Origin of the sequence: Streptococcus didelphis DSM 15616 (genome assembly GCF_000380005.1) — a bacterium.
GTDB lineage: Bacteria > Bacillota > Bacilli > Lactobacillales > Streptococcaceae > Streptococcus > Streptococcus didelphis.
On the sequence record NZ_KB904188.1, the window covers coordinates 213,951 to 239,663 of the forward strand.

General features: G+C 36.0%; 21 protein-coding genes and 1 riboswitch. Of the genes, 12 read left to right on the plus strand and 9 right to left on the minus strand.

Annotated elements, in window-relative coordinates:
* Positions 1 to 66: 66 nt before the first annotated feature.
* Positions 67 to 630, minus strand: coding sequence for an energy-coupled thiamine transporter ThiT (gene thiT / locus A3GU_RS0101195; protein ID WP_018365708.1), 564 nt, complete (start codon positions 628 to 630; stop codon positions 67 to 69).
* A 44-nt stretch (positions 631 to 674) separates the two neighbouring features.
* A riboswitch (TPP riboswitch) is annotated at positions 675 to 771 on the minus strand.
* A gap of 77 nt (positions 772 to 848) precedes the next feature.
* Complete coding sequence (locus tag A3GU_RS0101200) at positions 849 to 1,697, minus strand: glycoside hydrolase family 25 protein (RefSeq protein ID WP_018365709.1); 849 nt, start codon at positions 1,695 to 1,697, stop codon at positions 849 to 851.
* Positions 1,698 to 2,024: 327 nt separating this feature from the next.
* On the opposite strand from A3GU_RS0101200, the gene A3GU_RS0101205 reads away from it, so the two are divergent.
* On the plus strand, positions 2,025 to 2,528 hold the full coding sequence (locus A3GU_RS0101205) for an ECF transporter S component (RefSeq protein WP_018365710.1): 504 nt from the start codon (positions 2,025 to 2,027) through the stop codon (positions 2,526 to 2,528).
* Positions 2,512 to 2,889 carry a DUF4430 domain-containing protein gene (locus tag A3GU_RS0101210; RefSeq protein ID WP_018365711.1) on the plus strand — a complete coding sequence of 126 codons (378 nt, stop codon included), beginning with the start codon at positions 2,512 to 2,514 and terminating at the stop codon, positions 2,887 to 2,889. The genes A3GU_RS0101205 and A3GU_RS0101210 overlap by 17 nt, the downstream gene beginning before the upstream one ends.
* A 32-nt stretch (positions 2,890 to 2,921) precedes the next feature.
* Here the strand turns inward: A3GU_RS0101210 and pepF are convergent, their stop codons facing one another.
* On the minus strand, positions 2,922 to 4,715 hold the full coding sequence (gene pepF / locus A3GU_RS0101215; RefSeq protein ID WP_018365712.1) for an oligoendopeptidase F: 1,794 nt from the start codon (positions 4,713 to 4,715) through the stop codon (positions 2,922 to 2,924).
* Between the two features lie 183 nt (positions 4,716 to 4,898).
* Between pepF and ppc the strand changes: the two genes are divergently transcribed.
* The 6 genes from ppc to tpiA all read left to right on the plus strand — a co-directional run bounded on the left by ppc (position 4,899) and on the right by tpiA (position 13,263).
* The gene (ppc, locus tag A3GU_RS0101220; protein ID WP_018365713.1) at positions 4,899 to 7,622 is read left to right on the plus strand and encodes a phosphoenolpyruvate carboxylase; all 2,724 of its coding nucleotides are present in this window, start codon (positions 4,899 to 4,901) and stop codon (positions 7,620 to 7,622) included.
* A 104-nt stretch (positions 7,623 to 7,726) separates the two neighbouring features.
* Positions 7,727 to 9,013: a cell division peptidoglycan polymerase FtsW gene (gene ftsW, locus A3GU_RS0101225; protein ID WP_018365714.1), complete on the plus strand. Its 1,287-nt coding sequence runs from the start codon at positions 7,727 to 7,729 to the stop codon at positions 9,011 to 9,013.
* Between the two features lie 369 nt (positions 9,014 to 9,382).
* Entirely contained in the window at positions 9,383 to 10,579 is a 1,197-nt protein-coding gene (tuf, locus tag A3GU_RS0101230) for an elongation factor Tu (protein WP_018365715.1), read from the plus strand.
* A 239-nt stretch (positions 10,580 to 10,818) separates the two neighbouring features.
* Positions 10,819 to 11,901 (plus strand): trypsin-like serine peptidase, encoded by a 1,083-nt coding sequence (locus A3GU_RS0101235; protein WP_018365716.1) that lies wholly within the window; start codon positions 10,819 to 10,821, stop codon positions 11,899 to 11,901.
* Between the two features lie 12 nt (positions 11,902 to 11,913).
* Positions 11,914 to 12,396 carry an LPXTG cell wall anchor domain-containing protein gene (locus tag A3GU_RS0101240; protein ID WP_018365717.1) on the plus strand — a complete coding sequence of 161 codons (483 nt, stop codon included), beginning with the start codon at positions 11,914 to 11,916 and terminating at the stop codon, positions 12,394 to 12,396.
* A gap of 108 nt (positions 12,397 to 12,504) precedes the next feature.
* The gene (tpiA, locus tag A3GU_RS0101245) at positions 12,505 to 13,263 is read left to right on the plus strand and encodes a triose-phosphate isomerase (RefSeq protein ID WP_018365718.1); all 759 of its coding nucleotides are present in this window, start codon (positions 12,505 to 12,507) and stop codon (positions 13,261 to 13,263) included.
* 162 nt (positions 13,264 to 13,425) lie between these two features.
* Here the strand turns inward: tpiA and A3GU_RS0101250 are convergent, their stop codons facing one another.
* From A3GU_RS0101250 to A3GU_RS0101265, 4 genes are all read right to left on the minus strand, one after another.
* Positions 13,426 to 14,658, minus strand: a complete 1,233-nt coding sequence (locus A3GU_RS0101250) for an aminoacyltransferase (RefSeq protein ID WP_018365719.1) — start codon at positions 14,656 to 14,658, stop codon at positions 13,426 to 13,428.
* 1 nt (position 14,659) lies between these two features.
* On the minus strand, positions 14,660 to 15,880 hold the full coding sequence (locus A3GU_RS0101255) for an aminoacyltransferase (RefSeq protein WP_018365720.1): 1,221 nt from the start codon (positions 15,878 to 15,880) through the stop codon (positions 14,660 to 14,662).
* The gene (yidA, locus tag A3GU_RS0101260; protein ID WP_018365721.1) at positions 15,880 to 16,689 is read right to left on the minus strand and encodes a sugar-phosphatase; all 810 of its coding nucleotides are present in this window, start codon (positions 16,687 to 16,689) and stop codon (positions 15,880 to 15,882) included. The genes A3GU_RS0101255 and yidA overlap by 1 nt, the downstream gene beginning before the upstream one ends.
* 175 nt (positions 16,690 to 16,864) lie before the next feature.
* Entirely contained in the window at positions 16,865 to 18,172 is a 1,308-nt protein-coding gene (locus A3GU_RS0101265; protein WP_018365722.1) for an HD domain-containing protein, read from the minus strand.
* Positions 18,173 to 18,259: 87 nt separating this feature from the next.
* On the opposite strand from A3GU_RS0101265, the gene A3GU_RS0101270 reads away from it, so the two are divergent.
* Positions 18,260 to 18,646, plus strand: a complete 387-nt coding sequence (locus A3GU_RS0101270; RefSeq protein WP_018365723.1) for a YwiB family protein — start codon at positions 18,260 to 18,262, stop codon at positions 18,644 to 18,646.
* A gap of 369 nt (positions 18,647 to 19,015) precedes the next feature.
* Entirely contained in the window at positions 19,016 to 21,697 is a 2,682-nt protein-coding gene (locus A3GU_RS0101275) for a cation-translocating P-type ATPase (protein ID WP_026216405.1), read from the plus strand.
* Positions 21,698 to 22,277: 580 nt separating this feature from the next.
* Here A3GU_RS0101275 and A3GU_RS0101280 read toward each other — a convergent pair.
* Together A3GU_RS0101280 and A3GU_RS0101285 are read right to left on the minus strand one after the other, a co-directional pair.
* On the minus strand, positions 22,278 to 22,649 hold the full coding sequence (locus A3GU_RS0101280) for a hypothetical protein (RefSeq protein WP_018365725.1): 372 nt from the start codon (positions 22,647 to 22,649) through the stop codon (positions 22,278 to 22,280).
* A gap of 18 nt (positions 22,650 to 22,667) precedes the next feature.
* Positions 22,668 to 23,534, minus strand: a complete 867-nt coding sequence (locus tag A3GU_RS0101285; RefSeq protein ID WP_018365726.1) for a metallophosphoesterase — start codon at positions 23,532 to 23,534, stop codon at positions 22,668 to 22,670.
* A 35-nt stretch (positions 23,535 to 23,569) separates the two neighbouring features.
* Between A3GU_RS0101285 and A3GU_RS10590 the strand changes: the two genes are divergently transcribed.
* Together A3GU_RS10590 and A3GU_RS0101295 are read left to right on the plus strand one after the other, a co-directional pair.
* A complete protein-coding gene (locus A3GU_RS10590; protein WP_018365727.1) occupies positions 23,570 to 23,692 on the plus strand; it encodes a hypothetical protein in 123 nt (40 codons plus the stop codon).
* A gap of 94 nt (positions 23,693 to 23,786) precedes the next feature.
* A complete protein-coding gene (locus tag A3GU_RS0101295; RefSeq protein WP_018365728.1) occupies positions 23,787 to 25,700 on the plus strand; it encodes a fructose-bisphosphatase class III in 1,914 nt (637 codons plus the stop codon).
* Positions 25,701 to 25,713 lie beyond the last annotated feature (13 nt).

Genomic DNA, 25,713 nt, shown 5'->3' on the forward strand with positions numbered 1-25,713 from the left:
TATAAATAAAAACGGTATAACACAAGCATTATACCATTTTTAGATTATTCAGTTAAGGTAATTATCTCAATCTTTTGGTGAAAAAAATTGGGGTTGTGCTGGTATAAGAATAGCTAGAGAGATCATTACTAATAGTAATGTTAAGAACCCAGCAGTCCCATTGACTGTGAATGAATACCAGACGGCAGACATTCCTTTGGGAGCATAGGAGCCCCAGAAGATTACCCCAGCGATAAAGTGGAAAAGATAGCGTACAAAAATAGCCAAGAAAGAAGCTGAAAAGCCGATAAGAACAGCATAAGAGAGGTGCTTTTGTCTAAGCTGTAGTTGGATTTGTTTTGAAAATAAGCCTGCCAGTCCCATTGATAGGAAGGCAAAAATATACTCAATAACAACCTGAGACATACTTAGATACTCAATTTTACCTAAAGCAAAATGTAAGAGCCCCCAGATTAAACCAGAAAGTAGGCCATACTTTGGACCACGTCTAAGAGCCAGAACAATTAAAGGAATAGCACCATAAGAAGGGCTAAACCAACTGATAAAATCAGGAATAAAAGACAGCGCCATTGCTAGTGCAGCAAATAGGGCAGCTTCAACTAAATACTTGATATTAGTATTATGGGACATAAAAAAACTCCTTTTATTCACAAAAAGAGCCTGAAATTCTTATTGAAAATCAAGATCACAATCCCTTCGCTTGTATTACCAAGATCAGGTTTTTAGGATTTCGCAAATGCGATCTCAGCTAAAGCACTCCTTTGTGAAATATTATTATTTTCATACATTATAATATTTTCTAAATGAGCTTGTCAAGAAAATAAACTAAAAAGGCCTTCATGGGCCTTTTAATGGGATTTACCAAATAATTTTTCATAGGTTTCTTTAGGATTTTTTGTCACTGCAATTTGATTTAAATCCAAAGCATTGTTGAAGCCAGGTAGATAACCTTGTGACGTATACTGGTGTAAATCATAGTTTAACTCAGTTTTTGGAGCAGCTTCATAATAACCAGAATCACTTCCATAAGTGGGAATCCAGATTGCATCAAATCCGTCAGTTGAAATTTTTTGTTCGGCCATAAAGTAGGTTCCGATGTATAAACCAACTTTTTTAGCCCCTAATTTTTTTAATTCTTCACGGAAGGCCTTGACACCCTTATTCATGTCTTTCATGGTAACTTCCTCAACATCTATCCAATAGTAGGTTGGATTATAAGGAGAGGCATGTTTATAAAAGGTTCTGGCTTCAGCTCGCATTTCCTTAGTGCTTGAACCTAAAGCATAGCTATAAACAGCTACAGGGACATTACGCTTTTGGAATTCTTTAATGTGTGTTTTAAATGATTTGTCAAGTCCGGTAGTATAAGCAGCGTTATTTCGGGAGGTAATCTGTGATCCCCCAAAAACCCTTACGATAGCTCCAGAAATATTTTTTGAAAGTATATCATAGTTGATATCACGTGGCAGTTGCCAGCCTGAGACGTCAATAATTGGATTTAAGACAAATTCTTCAGTTTCCGTTGTACTACTTGTTGTTTTAGTTTCATGGCTGCTAGAAACGATTGGTACACTTGATTTTGCTATTTTTAGTTCCTTTTCTTTGAGATGATCTGAATGTGTTTTTCCAATAATTAATAAAAATGCAAACAAGATAAAAAAAACAAGGACAACAATGGGCTTAATTCTTCTTCTCATTATTGCTATTGTAACCTAAAAACTTAAAAAAATCAAAACTTCCTAACTAAATTCTTATATTATCTTACATTTTAAGGAAAAATAAAAGACAAAGGGGAAAAGGAGTCTCATGCCAGAAGTAATTTATAGAAGGCTAAAAACTTAGCCTATAGCTGTAATAGTTCCTATTAAGTTTATAGTTTATAGCTATAAGGTCCTCTTTTTTTGGGGTTAATTTTCTAAATGTATTATAATCTTTGTTTAAATTAACAATTATTCACAGAAAGTAATAGTGGCAAAGCTTTTTAAATTCTGTCATAATAGTAAAAAAACATAGAAAGAACACTTATGTCTACAAAACAGATTACTAGGATTGCCCTATTTTCCGCCTTAGCTCTTGTTTTAAGAATGTCTTTTAGCCATTTGCCTAACATTCAACCTATAACTGCACTTTTTCTGATTTATTCACTGGTCTATGGCTTTTATGAGTCAATTCTGGTCATGTCTGTTTGTATGTTGGTCACTTCCTTTTTATTAGGTTTTGGTCCCTGGGTCTTTTGGCAGATTACTTCCTTTGCTTTGATAATCTTTTTATGGAAGGTCCTCTTTTATCCCCTAACAAGGGGGCTTAAAAAGTACAGGCTTGTTCTACAGGCCTTACTTGCGGGCTTATGTGGCTTGTTTTATGGTATTGTGATTGACTCTTGTTTTGCTTATCTTTATAGTATGCCTTGGTGGAGCTATGTTTTAGCAGGAATGTCTTTTAATATAGCTCATGCTTGTGCAACCTTACTTTTTTACCCCATCTTATTATCTATTTTTAGGAGATTAACCCATGAAAAACTTATTTAAATACCTTTCTCTCAGCTTACTTAGCTTATTTTTAGTAGCTTGCCAGCCCAATCATAAAGAAAGTCAAGATACAAAACAAAAAGAAACTTATGTCAGATTAATTGTTAAAGAAGATACAAATACCATTGATGAAAAAGTCCCTTTTAAAAAAGGTGACACAGCAATGGACGTCTTAAAAGATAATTATAAGGTTGAAGAGAAAGATGGATTTATCACAGCTATTGATAACCACAAGCAAGACTCTCAGAAAAAACGTTTCTGGTTCTTTAAAATAAATGACAAGTTAGCTCCAAAAGCAGCTGATCAGATAACATTAAAAGAATCAGACAAGCTTGAATTTTACCAAGAAGTTGTCAAATAAAGCAAAAACAACCCCCACAAGGGTTGTTTTGTTTAATCTAGCTGGGAGCTGTAAGTGATGATGCTATCCACAGTATTACTTAAAAATTGGATAGTATCACGAAGGGGTTTATCCGTTGAAATATCAGCATGGATTAATTTAGCTGTTTCTAAAGGTGTTTTGCTGCCTCCAGATTTTAGAAAATCTAACCACTGACTAGCCCCTTGAGGGTTATTTTTTAGGTTGAGATAGCCAGCTGTTGAGATAACTAGACCTGCAGAATAAGTGTAGCTATATAAGCCCATGTAGTAGTGGGCTTGACGCATCCAAGTTAGGGCTGCGTCATCATCAATCTCAATTGCATCTCCCCAGAATTCTTGCAGAACATCTTTCATCATAGCATTTAGTTGCTCGGCTCCAAAGGTACCACCTTCTTCAATAAGAGTGTAGACCTTACGTTGGAAGGCTGCCTCAAGGAGATGGGTAATGAAATTGTGGAAATAGGTATCTGTTAGACGGTGAGCTAGGGCAAAACGTTTTTGTCTTGCATCTTCAAATTGATGCTCTAAATAGTCACTTAATAAGAGTTCATTAAAGGTTGAGGGAGCTTCTACATAATATGTAGACATATGGGTGTTAAAGAAGCTTTGATGGTTGTCAGAGAAGATAAATTGCCCTGAATGTCCTATTTCATGAATCAAGGTATAGACGTCGGACATTCTTCCGGTCCAACTCATCAAGATATAAGGATGAACCTTGTAAGGGTTGGCAGCATAGCCACCAGAATCCTTGTTTTCATTAGCTGCAAAATCAACCCAACGTTCTTTTTGATAACGCTCAATTTCTTTACTATATTCAGGGCCAAGTGGTGCTACTGACTTCATAACTAAATCGTAGGCATCATCAATAGATACTTGAGGGTTTAGCTCATTATCAATATCTAGTTTCCAATCGGCAAAGGTCATTTTATCAAGCTTGTTAACTTGGGCAACGTGTTTTAGGAATTTTTGAGCGACAGGGCCAAATTCTGTCATGATGAGGTCAATCTGACGGTCAAACATACTTTTATCAACTTCTTGTTCAGCTAATAAATAATCAAATACAGAAGAATAGCCTCGCATGTCGGCAATTAATTTTTCAGATTTAACTTTTGCCAGGTAAGCAGCAGCGGCAGCATTTTGATGCTGTTTCAAACCTTTTGAGAAAGAACGGAAGGCTTTTTCACGGATTTCTTTATTCTCATGATTTTGATAAAAATTTTCGTAGGTGACAAAACTATTTTTATAAATGTGTCCATCAACTTCAAAGTCTTCCATGGTAAAATCACCAGCTCGCATCTTGGTGTAGATGTCATAAGGTGCATTTAAAACTTCCCTTAGATTGGTAAGAGTCTTTTCAACTTGAGGTGTTAGAAGGTATTGTTTTTGAAGCTTTGCTTTTCGAATAAGGGCTGTAAAATGGTCATTTTCTTCAAGTTCATTTAAAATAGTGCTGTCAGCATTTGCTAGCGCGCTTTCAAAGAAACTGAGTTCAACACTTGCCTTAGTAATAAAATCATCCCCAGCTTGGGCTATCTGAGCAAATTCTTCATTTGAAAAATCTGTGGTTTGAGGCATGAAAGCATAGGTTTCAATATGACTCATTTGAATATAAATGTGCTCAATTTCCATTAAGGCTCTTTCAAAATCATCTTTTGTCTGTAAGTGCCCATCATAATTTTTTTTGAAGCTCTTAACGTCTTCTAGAGCTTTTTCGATAGCTAATAAAAAATCTTGTCTATCTTTATACAAGGCTGTTAAATCCCATAATTCATTTTCAGGGAAATCAAGTCGTTTTTTTAGTTCCATAACTGTCTCCTTAGTCTTTTAAGCTTAGTATATCAGAAAAATTGAGAAGAATCACCTTGTTAGAATAGAAGGCTTCTAGAAGGTTGATTTTTAATAAAAATGAAAGCTTGTTTTGAAAATGCCTTACATTTTATGCAAAAAATGATATGATTAGTGTAATTTATGTGTGAAGGAGTTTTGGAATTGTCTCTTAAAAAATTAGAAAGTAGCAACAATCAAGAAATTATTGCTGAAGAAGTAGCTATCTTAAAGGATATCCTTGAAGAAGTTACTGGTCGTATGGTCGGAAAGAAGGTTTTTGTAAAGATTAAAACCATTATTAGTCTTTCAGAAAAAGAGGACTATCTTAATTTAGAAAGTATTGTTAAGTCACTCAGCAATGATGAGATGGTTATGGTATCACGATATTTCTCTATTTTACCTCTCCTTATTAACATTTCTGAGGATGTTGATTTGGCCTATGAAATCAATTTTCAAAACAATACCAATACTAATTATTTGGGAAAACTTTCTAATACCATTAAGAGCCTTGCTAAAAGAGAAGATGCTAAAGAACTTCTGGAAAAGGTTAGGGTTGTACCTGTCTTAACTGCTCACCCAACACAAGTCCAACGCAAAACAATTCTTGAGTTGACCAACAAGATTCATCAGCTTTTAAGAAAATACCGAGACGTCAAAGCTGGTGTTCTTAATAAGCAAAAGTGGTTAGATGACCTTTCTCGTTATGTAGAAATTATCATGCAGACAGATATCATTCGAGAAAAAAAGTTGAAGGTTAAAAATGAAATTACCAATGTTATGGCCTATTACCATTCTTCTTTAATTCCTGCTGCTAGCAAATTAACGAGAGAATATAAGCATTTGGCACAAAAGAATGGCCTTGATTTAGAAATAGCCAAGCCTTTGACAATGGGGATGTGGATTGGGGGAGATAGAGATGGTAATCCTTTTGTAAGCCATGAAACCCTAAAGCTTTCCGCAAATATTCAAAGTCAGGTTATTCTTAAGTATTATCTTGAAAAAATAGAAAAACTTTATAGGAGCTTTTCTCTTTCTGCTAGTCTAGTTGAGATTAGTCCTGAACTTGCAGAATTAGCTAGTCTTTCAGAAGATAAATCCATTTATCGGGAAAATGAACCATATCGTAAGGCTTTTCATTATATTCAAAAGCGTTTAGAGGCTAATTTAGACCAAGTTAGTAGTGAAAAAAAGGCGTCCAGTGTTAATAAGACAAAAAGCAGTTTGCCTGCTTATGGTCATGTGGAAGACTTCAAGAGTGACTTAGAAGTAGTAAAGAACTCTTTACTACTCAATGGTAATAGTAGCTTAGTGATGGGTGATTTAGGAGAATTAATTCAGACGGTAGAGATTTTTGGTTTTTACCTAGCAACAATTGATTTAAGACAGGACTCTAGTGTCCAGGAGGCTTGTGTTGCTGAATTGCTTAAGCTAGCTAATATTGTTCCTAATTATAGTCAGTTAAGTGAAGAAGAAAAATGTCAGCTACTTGTAAGACAATTGGAGCAAGATCCTAGAACCCTGTCTTCGGCTGTTGGCCAGAAATCAGACTTACTCCAAAAAGAACTAGCCATTTATCAGACAGCTCGTGAATTAAAAGATAGCTTAGGAGATGAGGTCATCAAACAACATATCATCTCTCATACAGAAAGTGTGTCAGATATGTTTGAGTTGGCTCTGATGCTGAAAGAAGTTGGCTTGGTTGATAAAAATCAGGCGCGTGTTCAGATTGTGCCCTTGTTTGAAACGATTGAGGATTTAAACATGGCTAAGCAAATCATGGTGGACTATCTTGACTATGATATGGTTAAAAAATGGCTAGCGTCTAATGATAATTATCAAGAAATCATGCTAGGTTATTCAGACAGTAATAAAGATGGGGGCTATCTATCATCTGGATGGACCCTTTACAAGGCTCAAAATGATCTGCGTCAAATGGGAGAAGATAAGGGAGTGAAAATTACCTTTTTCCATGGACGTGGAGGAACTGTTGGACGGGGTGGTGGCCCTTCTTATGAGGCCATTAGTTCACAGCCCTATGCTTCGATAAAAGATCGTATCCGTCTGACAGAGCAGGGTGAAATTATTGAGCATAAGTATGGAAATAAGGATGTTGCTTATTATAATCTCGAGATGCTTATTTCAGCTTCAATCAATCGTATGGCCTCTAATATGTTAACTAATCCTAATGATATTGAAGTATTTAGACAGGTAATGGAAAGCCTAGTGGAAGATAGTAATCAGGTCTATCGACAGCTAGTTTTTGAAAATCCTTATTTTTATGATTACTTTTTTGAAGCAAGTCCGATTAAGGAAGTTTCCAGTTTGAATATCGGCTCTAGGCCCGCAGCTCGAAAAACAATTACAGATATTAATGGCCTACGAGCTATTCCATGGGTATTTTCCTGGTCACAAAATAGGATTATGTTACCAGGTTGGTATGGTGTGGGCTCTGCTTTTAAAAAATTCATAGCAAAAGATAAGAAAAATCTGGCTAAGCTGCAGGATATGTATCAAAACTGGCCATTCTTTCATTCTCTTTTATCTAATGTAGATATGGTCTTGTCAAAATCTAATATGAACATTGCCTTTCAATATGCTCAACTAGCAGAAAAAGAAGAAGTTAGAGATGTCTTTAATACCATACTGGATGAGTGGCAACTTACAAAAAATATTATTTTAGCTATCGAAGAACATGAAGATTTATTAGAAGATAACCCTTCCTTGAAACACAGCTTAGATTTTCGTTTACCTTATTTTAATGTCCTAAATTATATTCAGATTGAATTAATTAAACGTCTCAGACGTCAGGAATTAGATGAGGATTATGAAAAGTTGATTCATACAACCATTAATGGGATTGCGACTGGATTACGGAATTCAGGGTAATTGTCTCAAAGCAGCTTATGGAATTAAGTTGCTTTTTTTCATTTTATTGCTAGTGAAATGTGTTATAATGTTAGGTGATTATCTCAAGAAATATAGGGGAAACTATGAAAATTGATAAGAAGCATCTTTTAAACTATTCTATTCTTTTACCTTATCTGATATTATCGGTTTTAGGGCTAATAATGGTTTATTCAACAACAAGTGCGAGTTTAATTCAATATCATCTTAACCCCTTTCGTTCCGTCTTAAATCAAGGGGGATTTTGGGCTATAAGTCTACTTGCTATTTTATTTATATATAAACTAAAGCTAAATTTTTTAAATAATTCACGACTACTGACCTTCATTATGTTAATTGAAGTATTTTTACTTTTAATAGCTCGTTTTTTTACGCAAGAAGTTAATGGTGCTCATGGTTGGATTGTTCTAGGACCTATTAGTTTTCAGCCTGCTGAATATTTGAAAATTATTATGGTTTGGTATCTTGCCCATACTTTTTCAAAGAAACAAGAAGGGATTGCTAGATATGATTATCAGGAATTAACCAAACGCAGGTGGTGGCCAAGGCAGACCAGTGATTTAAAGGATTGGCGTGTCTATTCCTTAGTTTTAATCTTGCTTGTAGCAGCCCAACCTGACTTGGGAAATGCAGCTATCATTGTCTTAACAGCTATTATCATGTTTTCTATCAGTGGTATTGGCTATAGATGGTTTTCTGGTATTCTAATGTTTATTACCCTGATGTCTACCTTATTTTTAGGAAGTATTTCCTTGATTGGTGTCGATAGGGTAGCTAAGGTTCCCTTATTTGGCTATGTAGCTAAACGGTTTAGTGCCTTTTTCAACCCCTTTCATGATCTTACTGACTCTGGTCATCAGCTAGCACATTCTTATTATGCTATGAGTAATGGAGGTTGGTTTGGAATGGGTTTGGGGAACTCTATTGAAAAAAGGGGTTATCTACCTGAAGCACAGACTGACTTTGTCTTTTCCATAGTTATTGAAGAATTAGGCTTGATTGGTGCAGGTTTGATTCTAGCCTTGGTCTTCTTTTTAATCCTTCGAATCATGAATGTTGGCATTAAGGCTAAAAAGCCCTTTAATGCCATGATGGCTCTAGGAGTAGGTGGGATGATTCTTATGCAGGTATTTGTCAATATTGGTGGTATTTCTGGTTTGATTCCCTCTACAGGAGTTACCTTTCCATTCTTATCTCAAGGAGGAAACAGTCTCTTAGTTTTATCTGTTGCCATAGGTTTTGTTCTAAATATTGATGCCAATGAAAAACGAGAAGACATTCTTAAAGAGGTAGAATTAAATTACCGAAAAAAAGCAAGAACTGATATAAGAAATGATAATAGTAAGATTGTTGATATTAATGAATTTAAATAAAGGTTCCAAAAGAGCTTGTAAGCTCTAAACCAATCATTATAATTAATAAAAATACTTTATCGTAAATTAAAATCTCCCTCGAGGAGATTTTTTGTAATCAAAAGCTTTTATTGTTCGTTATAGAAGTAAAGAAAGGAGGCCATGACCATCAAGCTTAATGAATATGAAGAAGATGTCAGTTGGATTTATGCTTCTAACATAGGATAGTCAATTCAAATTCAACCCTATCATTCCTTAGAAAAATAAAGAAGGGAATAAACATAAAATACTTGCATTATCCTTATAATTTGCTACAATAGTAAGGTAAAGTTAGACTGTATAGCCTACCGTCTATCTATAAAATATATTTTATTGGAGGCTTTTCCTAAAATGGCAAAAGAAAAATACGATCGTAGTAAACCCCACGTTAACATTGGTACAATTGGACACGTTGACCATGGTAAAACTACATTAACAGCTGCAATCACAACTGTTCTTGCACGTCGCTTACCAAGTTCAGTAAACCAACCTAAAGATTATGCTTCTATCGATGCTGCTCCAGAAGAGCGCGAACGCGGAATCACAATCAACACAGCACACGTTGAGTACGAAACTGAAACTCGTCACTATGCCCACATCGATGCCCCAGGACACGCGGACTACGTTAAAAATATGATCACTGGTGCCGCTCAAATGGACGGAGCTATCCTTGTTGTTGCATCTACTGATGGACCAATGCCACAAACTCGTGAGCACATCCTTCTTTCACGCCAAGTTGGTGTTAAACACCTTATCGTCTTCATGAACAAAGTTGACCTTGTTGATGATGAAGAATTGCTTGAATTAGTTGAAATGGAAATTCGTGATCTTCTTTCAGAATACGACTTCCCAGGTGATGACCTTCCAGTTATCCAAGGTTCAGCTCTTAAAGCTCTTGAAGGTGATACAGCTCATGAAGATATCATCATGGAATTGATGAAAACTGTTGATGAGTATATCCCAGAACCAGAACGTGATACTGACAAACCATTGCTTCTTCCAGTCGAAGATGTATTCTCAATCACTGGACGTGGTACAGTTGCTTCAGGACGTATCGACCGTGGTACAGTTCGTGTTAACGACGAAATCGAAATCGTTGGTATCAAAGAAGAAACTAAAAAAGCAGTTGTTACTGGTGTTGAAATGTTCCGTAAACAACTTGACGAAGGTCTTGCAGGAGACAACGTAGGTATCCTTCTACGTGGTGTTCAACGTGACGAAATCGAACGTGGACAAGTTATTGCTAAACCAGGTTCAATCAACCCACACACTAAATTTAAAGGTGAAGTATATATCCTTTCTAAAGAAGAAGGTGGACGTCATACTCCATTCTTCAACAACTACCGCCCACAATTCTACTTCCGTACTACTGACGTAACAGGTTCAATTGAACTTCCAGCAGGTACAGAAATGGTTATGCCTGGTGATAACGTAACAATCAGCGTTGAGTTGATTCACCCAATCGCCGTAGAACAAGGTACTACTTTCTCAATTCGTGAAGGTGGACGTACTGTTGGTTCAGGTATTGTTTCAGAAATCGAAGCTTAATTTTAATTAAGTTCCCAGAATAATAATTTAAGTCAGACAACTTGAGTTTAAAGAGTCCTTAGGGGCTCTTTTTTATGTGCTGAATATCCTTAATAAGCTAAGGTCATAAGGTTAAAGAGTTCTTTTTTGTTAATTAGGTTTACTTAATTAATTATATACTAATAGTAGTAAAATAGGAAAGGAGTAAAACTTCAACTATTATTCACTATGTCTATTAGCTATATAATGAAAGGAAGAAAATGAAAGCAAAAAGAAGTAGAAATTATTATTTAACAGCACCTGTAGTACTAGCAAGTATGCTCTATCTATATTCTGGACATCTTGTTCAAGCAAATGAGATAGCAGTAACTACAGAAAAGAGTCTAATTGCAAATAGATCAAAAAGAAGTATAACAATGAAAGAAGGTGAAGAAGGCCAAATTGATTCAGAATGGAAGGCTCCTATACTTGAAGATATTGAAGGCTTAGAGTCTACTAATGAAAAATTAGAAACTATAAGTGAAGAGGTTGGTAAAAATATTCAACCAGAAATAAAAGACAATAATTATAAGGTTGAATCACTAGATGAAGATGTTAACCTTCAAGCGACTACAAAAGACAGTTATCTGTATGATGCCTTATTTAATGAAACTATTTCGGTTGAAGAGGAAGAAGAGCCAAAAAGGCTATATGAAGATATTCCTTTGCATACCAGGAAAGGAATACTCAAAGGAACTTGGCGGCCTGGTAGTGAAGATAATTTAAGCCTCTATAATAAAGAAAATGATCCAAACCTCATGAAGAATGAAGATGGAGACTTGGTTATGAAGGATCAACGAAGACGTGAGAGTCCTGCCTTTCCTTCTGCTGTGACTGTCTATGTTAAAGATGAAAATTATTCAGGAAAAGATGGTCGGATTAGTACTGGAGTTAATAGTTCAGGTTCAGTTATTGGAAAAAATTTAGTTTTGACTTGTGCTCACTGTGTTCAACAAGATGATAATCCAGCAACAATGGGTTATGTCATTCCAGGTCGTGATGATGATAAGGAACCTTTCGGACGCTTTAAAATTAAGGCCATGCATATTCCTGAGGAATATGTAAATGGGCCCTACAATTTAGCTTTTGATTTAGCTATTTTGGAAATTGAACCTAATGAAAAAGGTCAATCCATTGGTGATTTAGTTGCCCCTCTAAAACTAAGAGAATTCTCAGATGATCTGATTGGAAAAGATGTTGTAACCTTTGGTTATCCAGATGATAAGTATCCAGAAGAAGAGGAAAATGTTTGGTATCCAATTGTAAAAACGCAGTGGCGTAGTGAAGGTAAAATCATGTCATGAGTAGAAGGTCCCTTGCTGGAATTTTCAGCCTATGCTTATAGTGGCCAATCAGGAAGTCCAGTCATCCTGAAAGAGACAAATGAATTAGTAGGTGTACTTGCTCATAAACCAAGACCTGATCACAATGAGATTGGTACCTTGGGTGTTAGAATGATGACTCAATACTATAATTGGATTCAGTCGTTTATTGATAAAGAAGAAGCCCATACTCCTCTTAACCCTACTGATAATAGAGATTCTGTAGAAAAAGGAAAAACAGATGAGCAAGCAGATGGCTTAAGTAATGCTAGTCAAGGATTAGGTAAAAATGTAGAAGGACTTGCTTATAAGGAAACTTCAGCTCTTAAAGCAGCAAATTTTCTTTCAGAAGACAAGAACGAGACTTCACAACTTCCTTCAACTGGTGAAAAAGGATCAGTCTGGCAAGCAGCTATTGGTTTATTTGTTATGGTTGCAAGTTTTGGTTTCTTAAAAAAGAAAGTTAGTGAAAAATAAGGATAAGAAATTCCTAAGGATTTTCAGAAAAGGCCTTGTGGACTTGTGCATTTTATCTCAAAAAATGCTATAATAAAAGAGTAAAAAAATAAAAAAGAGGTATCTATAATGTCACGTAAACCATTTATTGCCGGTAACTGGAAAATGAATAAAAATCCTGAGGAAGCAAAAGCATTTATCCAAGCAGTAGCTTCTAAATTACCTTCATCAGATCTTGTCGAGGCAGGAATTGCAGCACCTGCTCTTACCTTAGCAACAGCTCTTGAAGCAGCTAAAGGTTCAGATCTTAAGATTGCAGCTCAAAACGCTTACTTTGAAAATTCAGGTGCCTTTACTGGTGAGAACAGTCCTAAAGTATTGGCTGAAATGGGTACAGACTATGTTGTTATTGGTCACTCAGAACGCCGTGACTATTTCCATGAAACAGATGAAGATATTAATAAAAAAGCAAAAGCTATTTTTGCTAATGGTTTAACTCCGATTATCTGTTGTGGTGAATCTCTTGAAACTTATGAAGCTGGTAAAGCAGTTGACTTTGTTGGAGCACAAGTTTCGGCAGCACTTGCTGGTTTGAGTGAAGAGCAAGTAGGATCACTTGTCATTGCTTATGAGCCGATCTGGGCAATCGGTACTGGTAAATCTGCTACTCAAGATGACGCTCAAAAAATGTGTAAAGCAGTTCGTGATGTTGTAGCTGCTGACTTTGGTCAAGCTATAGCAGACAAAGTGCGTGTTCAATACGGTGGTTCAGTTAAACCTGAAAATGTTGCTTCATATATGGCTTGCCCAGATGTTGATGGTGCCTTAGTAGGTGGAGCTTCATTAGAAGCAGAAAGCTTCCTAGCCTTACTTGACTTTGTTAAATAAAAAAAGGTACTTTTAAAAAATAAAAAGTAGCAATGTAAAACAATGCCACCCTTAGATTGAAGAATGGTCCAACTTGGACCTTTCTTCAATCTTTTTTTCTTTCTTAAAAAATAGTAAAAAGACCTGTTTTATTAGTCAGGTCTTTAGAGAGCTATGAGCTTTTTAATAGCGTTTTAGAATTTTTTTCAGTCCCATAATGAGTTTATATTTTAAGGGGTTGGGGTAGTAAGAGAAGGAACCACAGATGCGTTCAATATGGCCATTAAAATTTTGTTTAAAGCCAAGTACGCCATCTGAACCATCAAAGACACCCTTAACACCTAGTAAATTATATCTCCTAATACCAGCCTGAATAGCCTCTAACATAATATGTTCTTGTAAGACTGCTGGGGCATAGAATTTATTAAATTCTGTATAGGAGCCACTGAATAAGTAAACTACCTCTTGCTTGGTGAAAATGAAGAGAGAGCCAGCTAGGATGACTTCTTGATTGTCATACTTAGCAATAAATTCCTTGGCTTCTTCTTTACGGACCTCAAATGTGTGATACTGACTTGAGAATTCCTTATGCTGATTTTTTTTCTTTTCAGAATTTGGATTATTTTCTAAATCCTTCTCTAACTGTTTAAGTTTTAATTTGAGTTTGGCTTGATCTTTTTCTAAATGGTTATAGTAGTCTTTAAAATTTAAGCTGGCTACTAAAAACTTGGCCTGATCTTTAAAGGCATCATATAAATATTGATAGTATTCTAATGACTTATCATCATATTCTCTGCGATCAGAAGTAGATGAGGTAATTTCTTTAAAAAGGTATAGGTCTCGTCTTTGTAACTCTTTAATGCTAATGCCAAAAGTTTTGGCCTTCTTAACAAGGGCCTTACCTTTTTTACTAAAGGATTTGAGGAGGTTTTTTTCACTTAAACCACTTAGGTCTTTGATATAATGCCAATCATTTTCCTGAAATCCCATGGATAAACCATTATAGTGATAGCCTGCTTCTGTAAAAAGCGTGAGAATGGCCTGATTTTCTTCTCCTATTGGCTGGCCGTGATCATTATATTTTTGGAAATAAGTGTAAGGTTTAATGGTTAATTCAAATACCTTCTGGCTAAAAGCGTAATCTCGAACAGCAAGCAAAAAGGCTTTTAAAAAGGTGTCATTATTATAGAGAGGACCATAATGTATCTCCATTTTCAATCCTCCAAAAACAGGAGCACTATAAAGAAGGGCAGAGACCTGAAGCTCTTTTTTGTCGTCTTCAAATCCTACTAATTCTGTTTTGTAGCCACGCTTTTCTAATAATTCTTGCATACTGGTAGATTGCTCGAAAAAACGATGATCAAGGCTCTTGGCATGTTCTTCAAAACGATCTTTGCTTATTGTGACAAAAGGCATTTTATTTGCTCCTTAATTTTTTACGTAAATTATAGGCTAACATAGCAGGCTTGTAGAGGGGATTAACTGGGATATTGAATTCACCAGCAAATTCTTCGATTGTAGGGTTGAGGCGAGATTTAAAGTAATAAAGCCCACCGTCAAGCTGATTTTCAATCCCACCCATATTTTGCCAACGACATCCTCTTTTGAAGGCTTCATTAGCAGTTTCATACCAGGTTACTAAAGCTGCCTGATAATGTCTATAGGTGTCGTCCATTCCAGCATAAAGGTTTTCTGAAGTATTACCAAAAATTAGGCTCAAAGTAGCAGCTAAAGGAAGAATTTCTTTGCCAGAAGTCATTTCTTCTTCAATGAAGTTTAATTCTTCTTGAATTCTCATAATAGCTTCCTGATTTGCTTTTATTTTTGATTCACGACTATCTGAGGTGAATTTAGCTTTAATGCTTTCTTCTTTTAGCAATTGTTCTTTTAGAGCCTGTTTTCGTTTTGGTAAATCTAGGATAGCCATTGTAATATAAGAATTATCTTTGTAGGTTTGCAAAAGCTTACGGTAGTAGTCAATTCCTCGTAGATTAATGTGTTTACGGTCTTCAGTCTTTTTCATTAAACTAGCAAAGTCCTCTAATAGGTCTTCGGAACCAATCACAATATCAATACCCTTGTTTTGAGCAGTTCTAATAGCTTGTTTTGTTTTTTTAGAAAGGCTTTGATAGTCAAATTTATCAGCATAGATATTGGCCTGTAGACGAGGCTGGATGGTTTGATCAAGTTTTGTAGTGAGTCCGGACCAGACCAGTCCTCTTTTGCGTAAAAATTGGATTGCAGAAGGTGTTATATTATCTTCTGAAATGTCTTCTTGGACTGCTCCAGCTTGATAGTGTTTTACGGGTAGAAGGGGGTCGCATTTAATAAAGATGGCATTTTTTTGACGGCCGTATTTTTTTAGGCTATGGATAATATAATCCACTAAGTTGTAATCCGAATAATCCATAATGGGACCACGAGGAATATAAATCATAGTCATTTTTAGAGGAAGTTTTTTTATTAAAATAGAAGCAGAGGCTACTAAGCGACCATCCTCATAAAAGCCGATAATATCCTTATCCCAATTCTGTTTAATACTTGCCCATTTTGAGCTTTGGAGTAAGTTACATTGTTGGTGTTTGAGAAGGAAAGTATCATGTTCTTCTGCAGAAATTCCAGATTTATATGAATACATTAGTTTAATACCCATTGGCGAATTGCATGTGCAACACCGCTTTCATTGTTTGATTTAGTTATGTATTTAGCTATTTCTTTTAGTTCAGCAACCCCATTTTCCATGACAACTGGATTAGCGACGACTTCCAGCATGGCACGATCATTTTCAGCATCGCCAATTGCCATTGTCTGTGACATGTCTAGACCAAGTTTTTGGGCTAGATGGATGATAGCGTTCCCCTTGCTGACGCTTTTTAGCATAAATTCAAGGTAGAAGGGGGTTGATTTGACAATGTTATACTTTTCATAAAAGATAGGAGGAATCTTCTTGATGGCTTCTTCTAGGCGTCCAGGTTCATCAATCATCATCATTTTGACAATTTCTTTATGTTTCATTTCTTCAGGGGTTCTATAAAAAATTGGCATGTTAACTAGGGTTGCTTCGTGTACAGTATATTTGCCAATGTTTCTATTAGCTGTATAGATACCTTCTTTGGTGATAGCGTGCATGTGGAGGTCTAATTGACGGCTTAAATATTCAATGTCTAAATAGTCTTCATAGGACATGATTTCTTTAACGACTTCTTCTCCACTGGCTGCGTCTTGGACCAGTCCCCCATTAAAGGTGATCACATAGTCACCAGGTTGGTTAAGCTGTAATTCTTCTAATAAAGGAGTAACTCCGACAATAGGACGGCCAGTAGCAATAACGATTTTGACGTCTTCTTTTTTGGCATCCTGAATAGCTTCAAATACCTGAGAGGTAATTTTTCGATCATCTGTTATAAGTGTACCATCAATATCGACGGCAACAAGTTTGATAGACATATGTACTCCTTATTGTAACGTGTAAATTATGTAAAAATATCTCATTCCTATCTTACTAAAAATCTCACTATTTGTCATGGTTTGCAAAGCTTTGGTAGCTTCATGTGACTAGAAAACGTTTTAGTTATGGCTAGCTAAAAATGAAAAGGAGTCTATCCCTCTCATTTTAGCTCTATTAGTTAGGAAAGTGGAAGTGTTCATTTGAAATGTAGGAGATAAATTCTTCCTTGGAACTAGCAAATAAGTCATCTAATTCAAGCATTTCTTTTGGGAAATAAAAGCGTCTATCACCATAGGTTGTACCTGTTAAGGTCTTAACAATGGGTGACAAGTGGGATAATTCTGATCGACTGCCATCTTTATGAACCATTTCAATTTGTGTTCGTGGGTTTTCAAGTTCTGGTCGGTAGATGTCATAAGGAAGGTCAAAATTAACATGGATTCCAGTGTAATAATCAGGATCAAAACCAACTGCCTCAACCAAGTGACGAAGTTTATCTAAATGTTTAAGAGAATCTTGGTCAAAAGTGACGGATTTTAAAACAATCCGATTGATAAAGCGAGTAGCTAAATCGGCTAAAATGTCATCTTGACTGATCATCCAGACTTGAAAATAGGTATTTAAGACGCCGTCATCTAAGCGCAGATAATCCTGTAAGTTATAATTTTTTTCAAAGAATGGGATAAGTCCAGGACTTGTGGTTTTAAAATAGTCTTTTTGGTCCTTGTCCTTATAAAGTTTATTAGCTCTTTTTAAGAGATTCTGTAAGATTAATTCGACGGCTCGACTAGCCGGGTGGAAATAAACCTGCATATACATCTGAAAGCGGCTGACAATGTAATCTTCAACAGCATGCATGCCATTTTTTTCAAAGGCAATTCCATCTTCGACAGGTCTAATAACACGTAAAATGCGCATTAAATCAAACTGTCCATAGTTTGCAGCAGTGAAATAGGAATCGCGCAGCAAGTAATCCATACGGTCACAGTCAATTTGACTAGAAATGAGTGCTACTACTTGTTTATTAGGGTAGGTATGGTTAATGACACTGGCCACTTTATCAGGAAAATCAGGCGCATAGCAAGATAAGATATGATTGATTTGCGTTTCTGGATTGGTAATGATTTCTTGAGTAACAGCTTCATGATCTGTATCAAAGAGCTTTTCAAAGGTATGGGAGTAAGCACCATGGCCAATATCATGGAGAAGCGCTGCCACCATGGTTACTAAGGATTCATTTTTATCCCAAGAGTCAGCATAGTTTTGTTCAAAGATTTCAGTTACCCGTCTGGCAATTTCGTAAACCCCAAGGCAGTGTGAAAAACGGCTATGTTCTGCTCCGTGAAAGGTAAATGAAGTGGTTGCGACTTGCTTTACGCGTCTTAGACGTTGAAATTCCTTTGCATTGATTAAATCATAGATGATTTGATGGTTAATATGGATATAGTTGTGAACAGGGTCACGAAAAACTTTTTCATTCATAAGCTTATTATAACAAAAATTGATAAAAAACATATAAATTGGTAGAATAGATAGACTTAGATTTTTAGGATAAAAAGAAAGCTAACTATGAAAATTGAAATAAAAAACATTATCACCATGGATAAGGAAGTAGAGATTATTACAGAAACGTATGATGGTCAATTAATTGAAAAAGGAGACTATCTCTATCTTATCTATCAAAATGAAGAAGCTGAGAGGGTTGTTATTAAATACAATCTGACTGACTTAACCATGACACGATTCTCCAAGCCTCAGACTGTTATGACATTTTCTAAAAAGGGACCAAAAAGAATCAGTATAGCAACTCCTTTAGGACCCCAAGTGTTTGTCACAGATACTGTTTTTTATCGCTTAGATGACAAGCAGAATCTTTTGGAACTTAAATATAAATTGCTACAGGCAGACACGGATAAGTTGTTTGCCACCTACCATTTAGAAATTAAGTGGTCTTAGAAAGAAGTCATATCATTTTCTGTTTTAATTAATACTTTTAACTAGAGAGTGATGTTTTTAAAATCGTCATATAAAATTATAAATTAAAGTAGATTATAATTATAAACTTATCTAAACAAGGTAGTAAGGCTTATATAAATAACTTGAAAGATAAAGTCATCTGATGATTTTATCTTTTTTGAGGATTTTTGCTTGTTTTTAAGTGGAATTTCCATTATAATTAATAATATATCAAGGGAGTAGCAGACGGTTTTACCGTGATTGTATCGTCAATACGGAATTTTCATTTCCGGTACAATCTGAAACAGCGAGACTTGTTTACTAAATAAACAGGTCTTTTTATATAAAGAGGCCACAGGGGGGACTAAATTGTCGAAAGAACAAAAACAGATGGCGTACTATACGCAATCAGAAGAAGCAGTACTTGAGGCGTTGCAATCAAGCAAAGAAGGCTTATCAAAGGCTGAAGCTGACAATCGTCTTAATGAGTATGGCCGCAATGAATTAGATGAAGGTGAAAAACGTAGCTTTTTCATGAAATTCCTTGATCAGTTTAAGGACTTGATGATTATCATTTTGATTGTGGCAGCTATGCTTTCAGTTATTACTGAAGGTATGGAAGGAATGACAGATGCCATTATTATTTTAGCTGTGGTTGTTTTAAATGCAGCCTTTGGTGTTTATCAAGAAGGTCAAGCAGAAGCAGCTATTGATGCTTTAAAATCAATGTCTAGTCCTAGGGCTCGGATTCGCCGAGATGGTCATGTGATTGAAATTGATTCTAAAGAATTGGTCCCAGGAGATATTGTTCTCTTAGAAGCAGGGGATGTAGTTCCAGCAGACTTAAGGCTATTAGAAGCAAATTCTTTAAAAATTGAAGAGGCAGCCCTAACTGGGGAATCTGTCCCAGTTGAGAAAGACTTGACAGTCCCAGTTGAAGCTGATGCTGGTATTGGTGATCGCCTTAATATGGGCTATCAAAATTCAAATGTTACCTATGGTCGAGGTTTGGGTGTTGTTACAAACACAGGAATGTATACCGAGGTTGGTCATATCGCCGGAATGCTTGCCAATGCTGATGAAACTGATACACCATTGAAGCAAAACCTAGATCATCTTTCAAAAATTCTTACATATCTTATTTTAGCAATTGCTGTAGTAACATTACTTGTTGGTGTCTTTTTAAGAGGTCAAGCACCACTTGAAGGGCTTATGACTTCTGTTGCGCTTGCTGTAGCTGCTATCCCAGAAGGTTTACCAGCTATTGTTACCGTTGTCCTTTCCTTAGGAACACAGGTACTTGCTAAGCGTAATGCCATCATTCGTAAGTTACCAGCAGTGGAAACCCTCGGTTCAACTGAAATCATTGCATCAGACAAAACTGGTACTTTGACCATGAACCAAATGACTGTTGAAAAACTTTATACAAATGGTCAACTTCAATCAGCAGGTGAAGCACTTGATGCTTCAAATCAAGCACTTCGTGTAATGAACTTTGCCAATGACACTAAGATTGATCAAAGTGGCAAATTGATTGGGGATCCTACAGAAACAGCTCTTGTTCAATATGGTTTAGATCATAGCTTTGATGTCCGTCAGGTAATGACGTCTGAACCACGGGTAGCAGAGTTACCATTTGATTCTGTCCGTAAATTGATGTCAACCATTCATCAACAAGCTGATGGTAGCCATTTTGTTGCAGTTAAAGGGGCACCAGATCAACTCTTAAAACGTGTGACACGTATTGAAGAGAATGGACAAATTCGTCCAATTACTGATGCTGATAAACAAACTATTTTGGATACCAATAAGAGCCTTGCTAAGCAAGCACTACGTGTCCTAATGATGGCTTACAAAACAGTAGATAATCTGCCTGAATTAAAAAGTGAAATCGTTGAAGCAGACTTAGTTTTTGCTGGTTTAGTAGGTATGATTGACCCAGAACGTCCAGAAGCTGCTCAGGCTGTCAAGGTGGCTAAAGAAGCTGGTATTCGTCCTATCATGATTACTGGTGACCATCAAGACACAGCAGAAGCCATTGCTAAGCGTCTTGGTATCATTGAAGATGATGGTTTAGATCATGTATTTACAGGTGCTGAACTTAATGAATTATCTGATGAGGAATTCCAAAAAGTCTTCACTCAATATTCAGTTTATGCACGTGTATCGCCAGAACATAAGGTTCGTATCGTTAAAGCATGGCAAAATGAAGGAAAAGTGGTTGCTATGACTGGAGACGGTGTCAACGATGCCCCATCTCTAAAAACAGCTGATATCGGTATTGGTATGGGAATTACAGGAACTGAAGTTTCTAAAGGAGCTTCTGATATGGTTCTTGCTGATGATAACTTTGCAACGATTATTGTAGCTGTTGAAGAAGGCCGTAAAGTCTTTTCAAATATTCAAAAAACCATTCAATATCTCCTTTCTGCCAATATGGCTGAGGTACTTACTATCTTCTTAGCCACTCTCTTTGGTTGGGACGTCTTACAACCTGTCCATTTGTTGTGGATTAATCTGGTTACAGATACCCTACCAGCTATTGCACTTGGTGTTGAACCTGCTGAACCTGGTGCTATGTTACATAAGCCTCGTGGTCGCAAGTCAAATTTCTTTGACGGTGGTGTTAAAGAAGCTATTTTCTATCAAGGTGCCTTCCAGACCCTCTTAGTTTTAGGTGTTTATGGTTTTGCCCTAATGTTCCCAGAACATTCTACTTACAAAGAAATTCATGCTGATGCCTTAACAATGGCCTATGTTACTTTAGGTTTGATTCAATTGGTACATGCCTACAATGTTAAATCTGTTTACCAATCAATTGGTAAGGTTGGTTTGTTTAAGAACAAACTCTTCAACTACTCAATACCTCTAGCCTTTGTTATGCTAATGGTAACAGTAGTGGTACCAGGCTTTAACCAATTCTTCCATGTGGCACATTTAAGTGGGACACAATGGTTGGTAGTTGTGATTGGAAGTCTTTTAATGGTAGTGCTTGTAGAAATTGTGAAAGCTATTCAACGTGCACTTGGAAAAGATGCTAAAGCTATCTAAATTCATAAAAGAAAAATGTTGTAAAAGATTAAGGAAGGTATTTTTCCTTAATCTTTTTTTATAAACATCATAAAAGCCTCTGATAAGTATTGATCAGAGGCTTTTAAGTATAGACAAGAAAATCTTATGCTAGATTAGCTTCAGGCTTTATTTTTTGAAAGCGATAAGTGGGAGTAAAAAGGTGGATCAGGAAAACTAGGAGAAGCATAGTAAGCTTTGATAAACCTATGGTTTCATGGTTGAGGATAGGTAATAGAAGTACTAGGATTATGGTTAAGAAAAAGATTAACCAAGTCAGATAGAAGAAAGGATTGGTGGTGATTAAAACATAATCTCCATCAGTCGCCCTTATATTAGGAAAGTTTAGGGCATTATAGGATAAGACAGCAGATTGCTTGCCTTCAAATGGTATTTCAATAGTTTTCTTGTTTTCAAGATATGCCAGAGGCTTTTTATCAAGCCGTAAGTTAATAGCAGTAAAGGATTTTAAAGGATCTGTTTTTCTTTGGATAATAATAGATATAGTTAGGTCCTCCTAGAATTCTAAATACATAAATGTATCAAGCTGGAATATGATATCTTATTTTGCTTGATTAATCCATCTAAATCGAGGGAGAAAGTAGCTTGTAAGACTACTGATAAGACCAATAAGGGTTAACCAATATAGTAAATGAGAGTTGAAGTTTAAAAAGAGGTGGCTTACAAAAATAAGCACAATCCCAGCCCAGAATAAGAAGAGATTAAGTGGGTTGTCACTAATAATTAAGCAGTCACTATTTGTCGCCCTTTTTGGAGGCTGTTTGCTATGTTTTAAGCTTAGGTCCACATAATCTCCTTGGATGTGATACTCTATCTGATCACCATTTTTGAGGCTTATTTTTTTGTGATCTCCCACATAGACAGTAATAGGTGCTCCAAAAGCTACTAAGTGGGTTTGACGTTTGATCTTCACTGACTTTTCCCTTCTAAATTACGTTATTGTCAAAATAGTCATTGCTGAGCGAAATTCCTGAGCTAGATACTCTTTTTTATAAGCCTTAAAGGCATCAAGATCTTTAATGGCAGTGTAGGCCTTATTAAGATTTTTTTGAGGTAAAGTAAACTCTCTAGAATAGTTTTTCATAAAGTCATAGCTAAGCTGCCATTCCTTAATATAGCCAAGGGGTCTAGAGTGATAGGTGATCGTATCAATTACCTGAGATTCTATACGATGGTGATTATGGCCAAAGATTACCTGATCAACCTGGTGCTTAAGAAAAATATCATGAAAGGCTTGACTACCTAAGTAAGCATTAAAGGGGATGAATTTAGGACTTTTTAATAAAAAATGACTGTGGGGAACAAAGTGCATAGCCACAATGATTTTTTGTCCTTGAAGTTCAGTTAATGTGTGATCAAGTGTCTGGCAAATGCTTTGACTTAATTGTGGATCTGTGAGGGGTCTTTGAAGCCGGCGATCAAACCAAAAACGTTTTTTGAAGGCTAGGATTTCTGATTCTGTTTTGTCAGGAGAAAAGCTATAGTCGTACCAGGCATGAAAGGCTAACAGACTGGTACTAGGGCTAAGCCTATAAGTTTTAAAGTCCAAAGCTTCTATTTGATCTTCTTTTAAATCTAACATGTCATGGTTGCCTAAATTATAGGTAAGTTTAAGGTGATTTGAAAGATAGCTAAGGAAAGGCAGGCTATCTTGAAAGTAATGATTAGAAATATCTCCTGCTAGGTGGAGGTGAGTGATATCTTCTTTTTTAAGAACTTCAAGCAGGCATGCCATTTCTTCTTGCTCAAATTGATTTAGGTCAATGTGGAGGTCACTCATAAGAGCTAGTTTTTTCATAAGTTTATTTTAACAAAATATGGGAGACATAGCTAATGAAATTGCTATCAAAGAAGTCCATTGGTGACAATGATAGTCAAGATATCTCATTAAATAAGAATTTAAGAAGGCGTTTTCAACTTCTGGCTGGCATTTTTTCCTCAGAAAACTTAAAATGAAATAGTAGCCTTTTCTAAAATCCATTTTAGGAAATAAACTACCCTAATTAAACTCTGCTTAAGCTTTGCGATAAAAAAGGAGTGTCAAACTAAAATGTCTAACTATTACAGCCTCTTAAAGGAAAAATTTCCTACAAAATCTTCTTTGGTCACTGAAATGATTAATCTAGAAGCTATCTGCCATCTTCCCAAGGGGACAGAACACTTTTTAAGTGATTTGCATGGAGAATATCAAGCTTTTGATTATCTTTTAAGAAATAGCTCAGGGACCATTAAAAAGAAGATTCAAGAATGTTTTCCAGAGAAAAAGGCGCAAGAAATTGACCTACTCTGTCAGTACATTTATTATCCAGCAGAAAAGATTAATTCCAATACAGACTTATCAGAAGCAGAGCTAGAAGCCGAATTGACCTACTTTTTACCAGATTTGCTACAATTGGTGAAATATATAGGTGGAAAATATACCCGCTCCAAGGTTAGAAAGATGCTGCCAGCTGACTATGCTTATATCATGGAAGAATTATTAACGGAAGAACAGCCTGATAAAAATAAGGAAAGTTATTACCTGTCTATTGTTAATAAGGTAACTGAGTTGAAGCAGTTAGAAAATCTTTTTATTGCTTTTGCTAACCTGATTCAGAACCTGTCTATTGATTATCTGCATGTTGTTGGAGATATCTATGACCGGGGCCAATATCCTGATTTGATTATGGATAAATTAATGACCTTTAAAAATATTGATATTCAATGGGGCAATCACGATATTACCTGGATGGGGGCAGTTTCAGGGTCTCTTATTTGTATGGTGAATGTTATTCGTATAGCAGCCAGATATAACAGCATTGAGCTGATTGAGGATCGCTATGGTATTAGTCTGAGACGTCTCATTGATTATAGCCATAAGTATTTTACCCCTAAAAAGGCCTTTCAACCTATTTTAGATGGAGCGACCCTCTCAGAAGATGACAAGAATTTGCTCAATTGTTTGCAGCAGGCTACAGCTTTTCTACAGTTTAAGCTGGAAAATCAGCTTATCAAACGTCGTCCAGAATTTGATATGGGAGCATCTAATCTATTAGAAAAAATTAATCCGCAAACAGGGGAAGTGAAGATTTCTGGTCATAGTTATAAATTAGAAGGTTTTCCTTTTGATTTAATAGATTGGGAAAATCCTGCTGCTATAAGTAAAGAAGAAGATAGCCTGCTTAGGGACCTTATCTATCGTTTTCAACATTCTCAAAGGCTTTTAAAACACATTGATTTTCTCTTTTCTAAGGGCTCTATTTATCAGATTTCAAATAAACATCTCTTATACCATGGCTGTATTCCCATGCATAAAAATGGGGATTTTAAATCGATTAGCATGGAAGGAAAGGTTTTATCAGGAAAGTCTCTGATGGATTTTTACCAGGCTAAAATTCGCCAAGCCTATCAAGAACCTGATTGTCATGAGGATTTTGCGACAGATTTGTTTTGGTATCTCTGGTGTGGGGAAGGTTCGTCATTATTTGGCAAAGAGAGAATGACCACCTTTGAACGTTATTATGTTAATGACAAGAAGAGTCATGAAGAAATAAAAAATCCTTACTATTCTTTAAGAGAAAGAGAAGATATTTGCCATCGCATTTTGGCCGAATTCACACTGGATGCTAGTAGCCATATTGTAAATGGGCATACACCAGTTAAAGAAAAAACAGGTGAATTACCTATTAAGGCTAATGGTAAACTGATTATTATTGATGGAGGTCTTGCTAAGGGGTATCAAAAGAAAACAGGTATTGCAGGCTACACCCTTATTTCAAATAGCTATGGACTAGAATTAGTGGCCCATAAACCTTTTACATCTGTAGAAGATGTCTTACAAGGCAAAGGGGACATTATTTTTATCAAACGCTTGGTGGAAGAAGTAGAAGAAAGAACCCTGGTTAAGGATACTGATAATGGTAAGAAACTATTAAATGAGATTGCCGATCTGTACTACCTTTATCAGCATTTTGAAGACTATTAATGAAAAGCCAAGT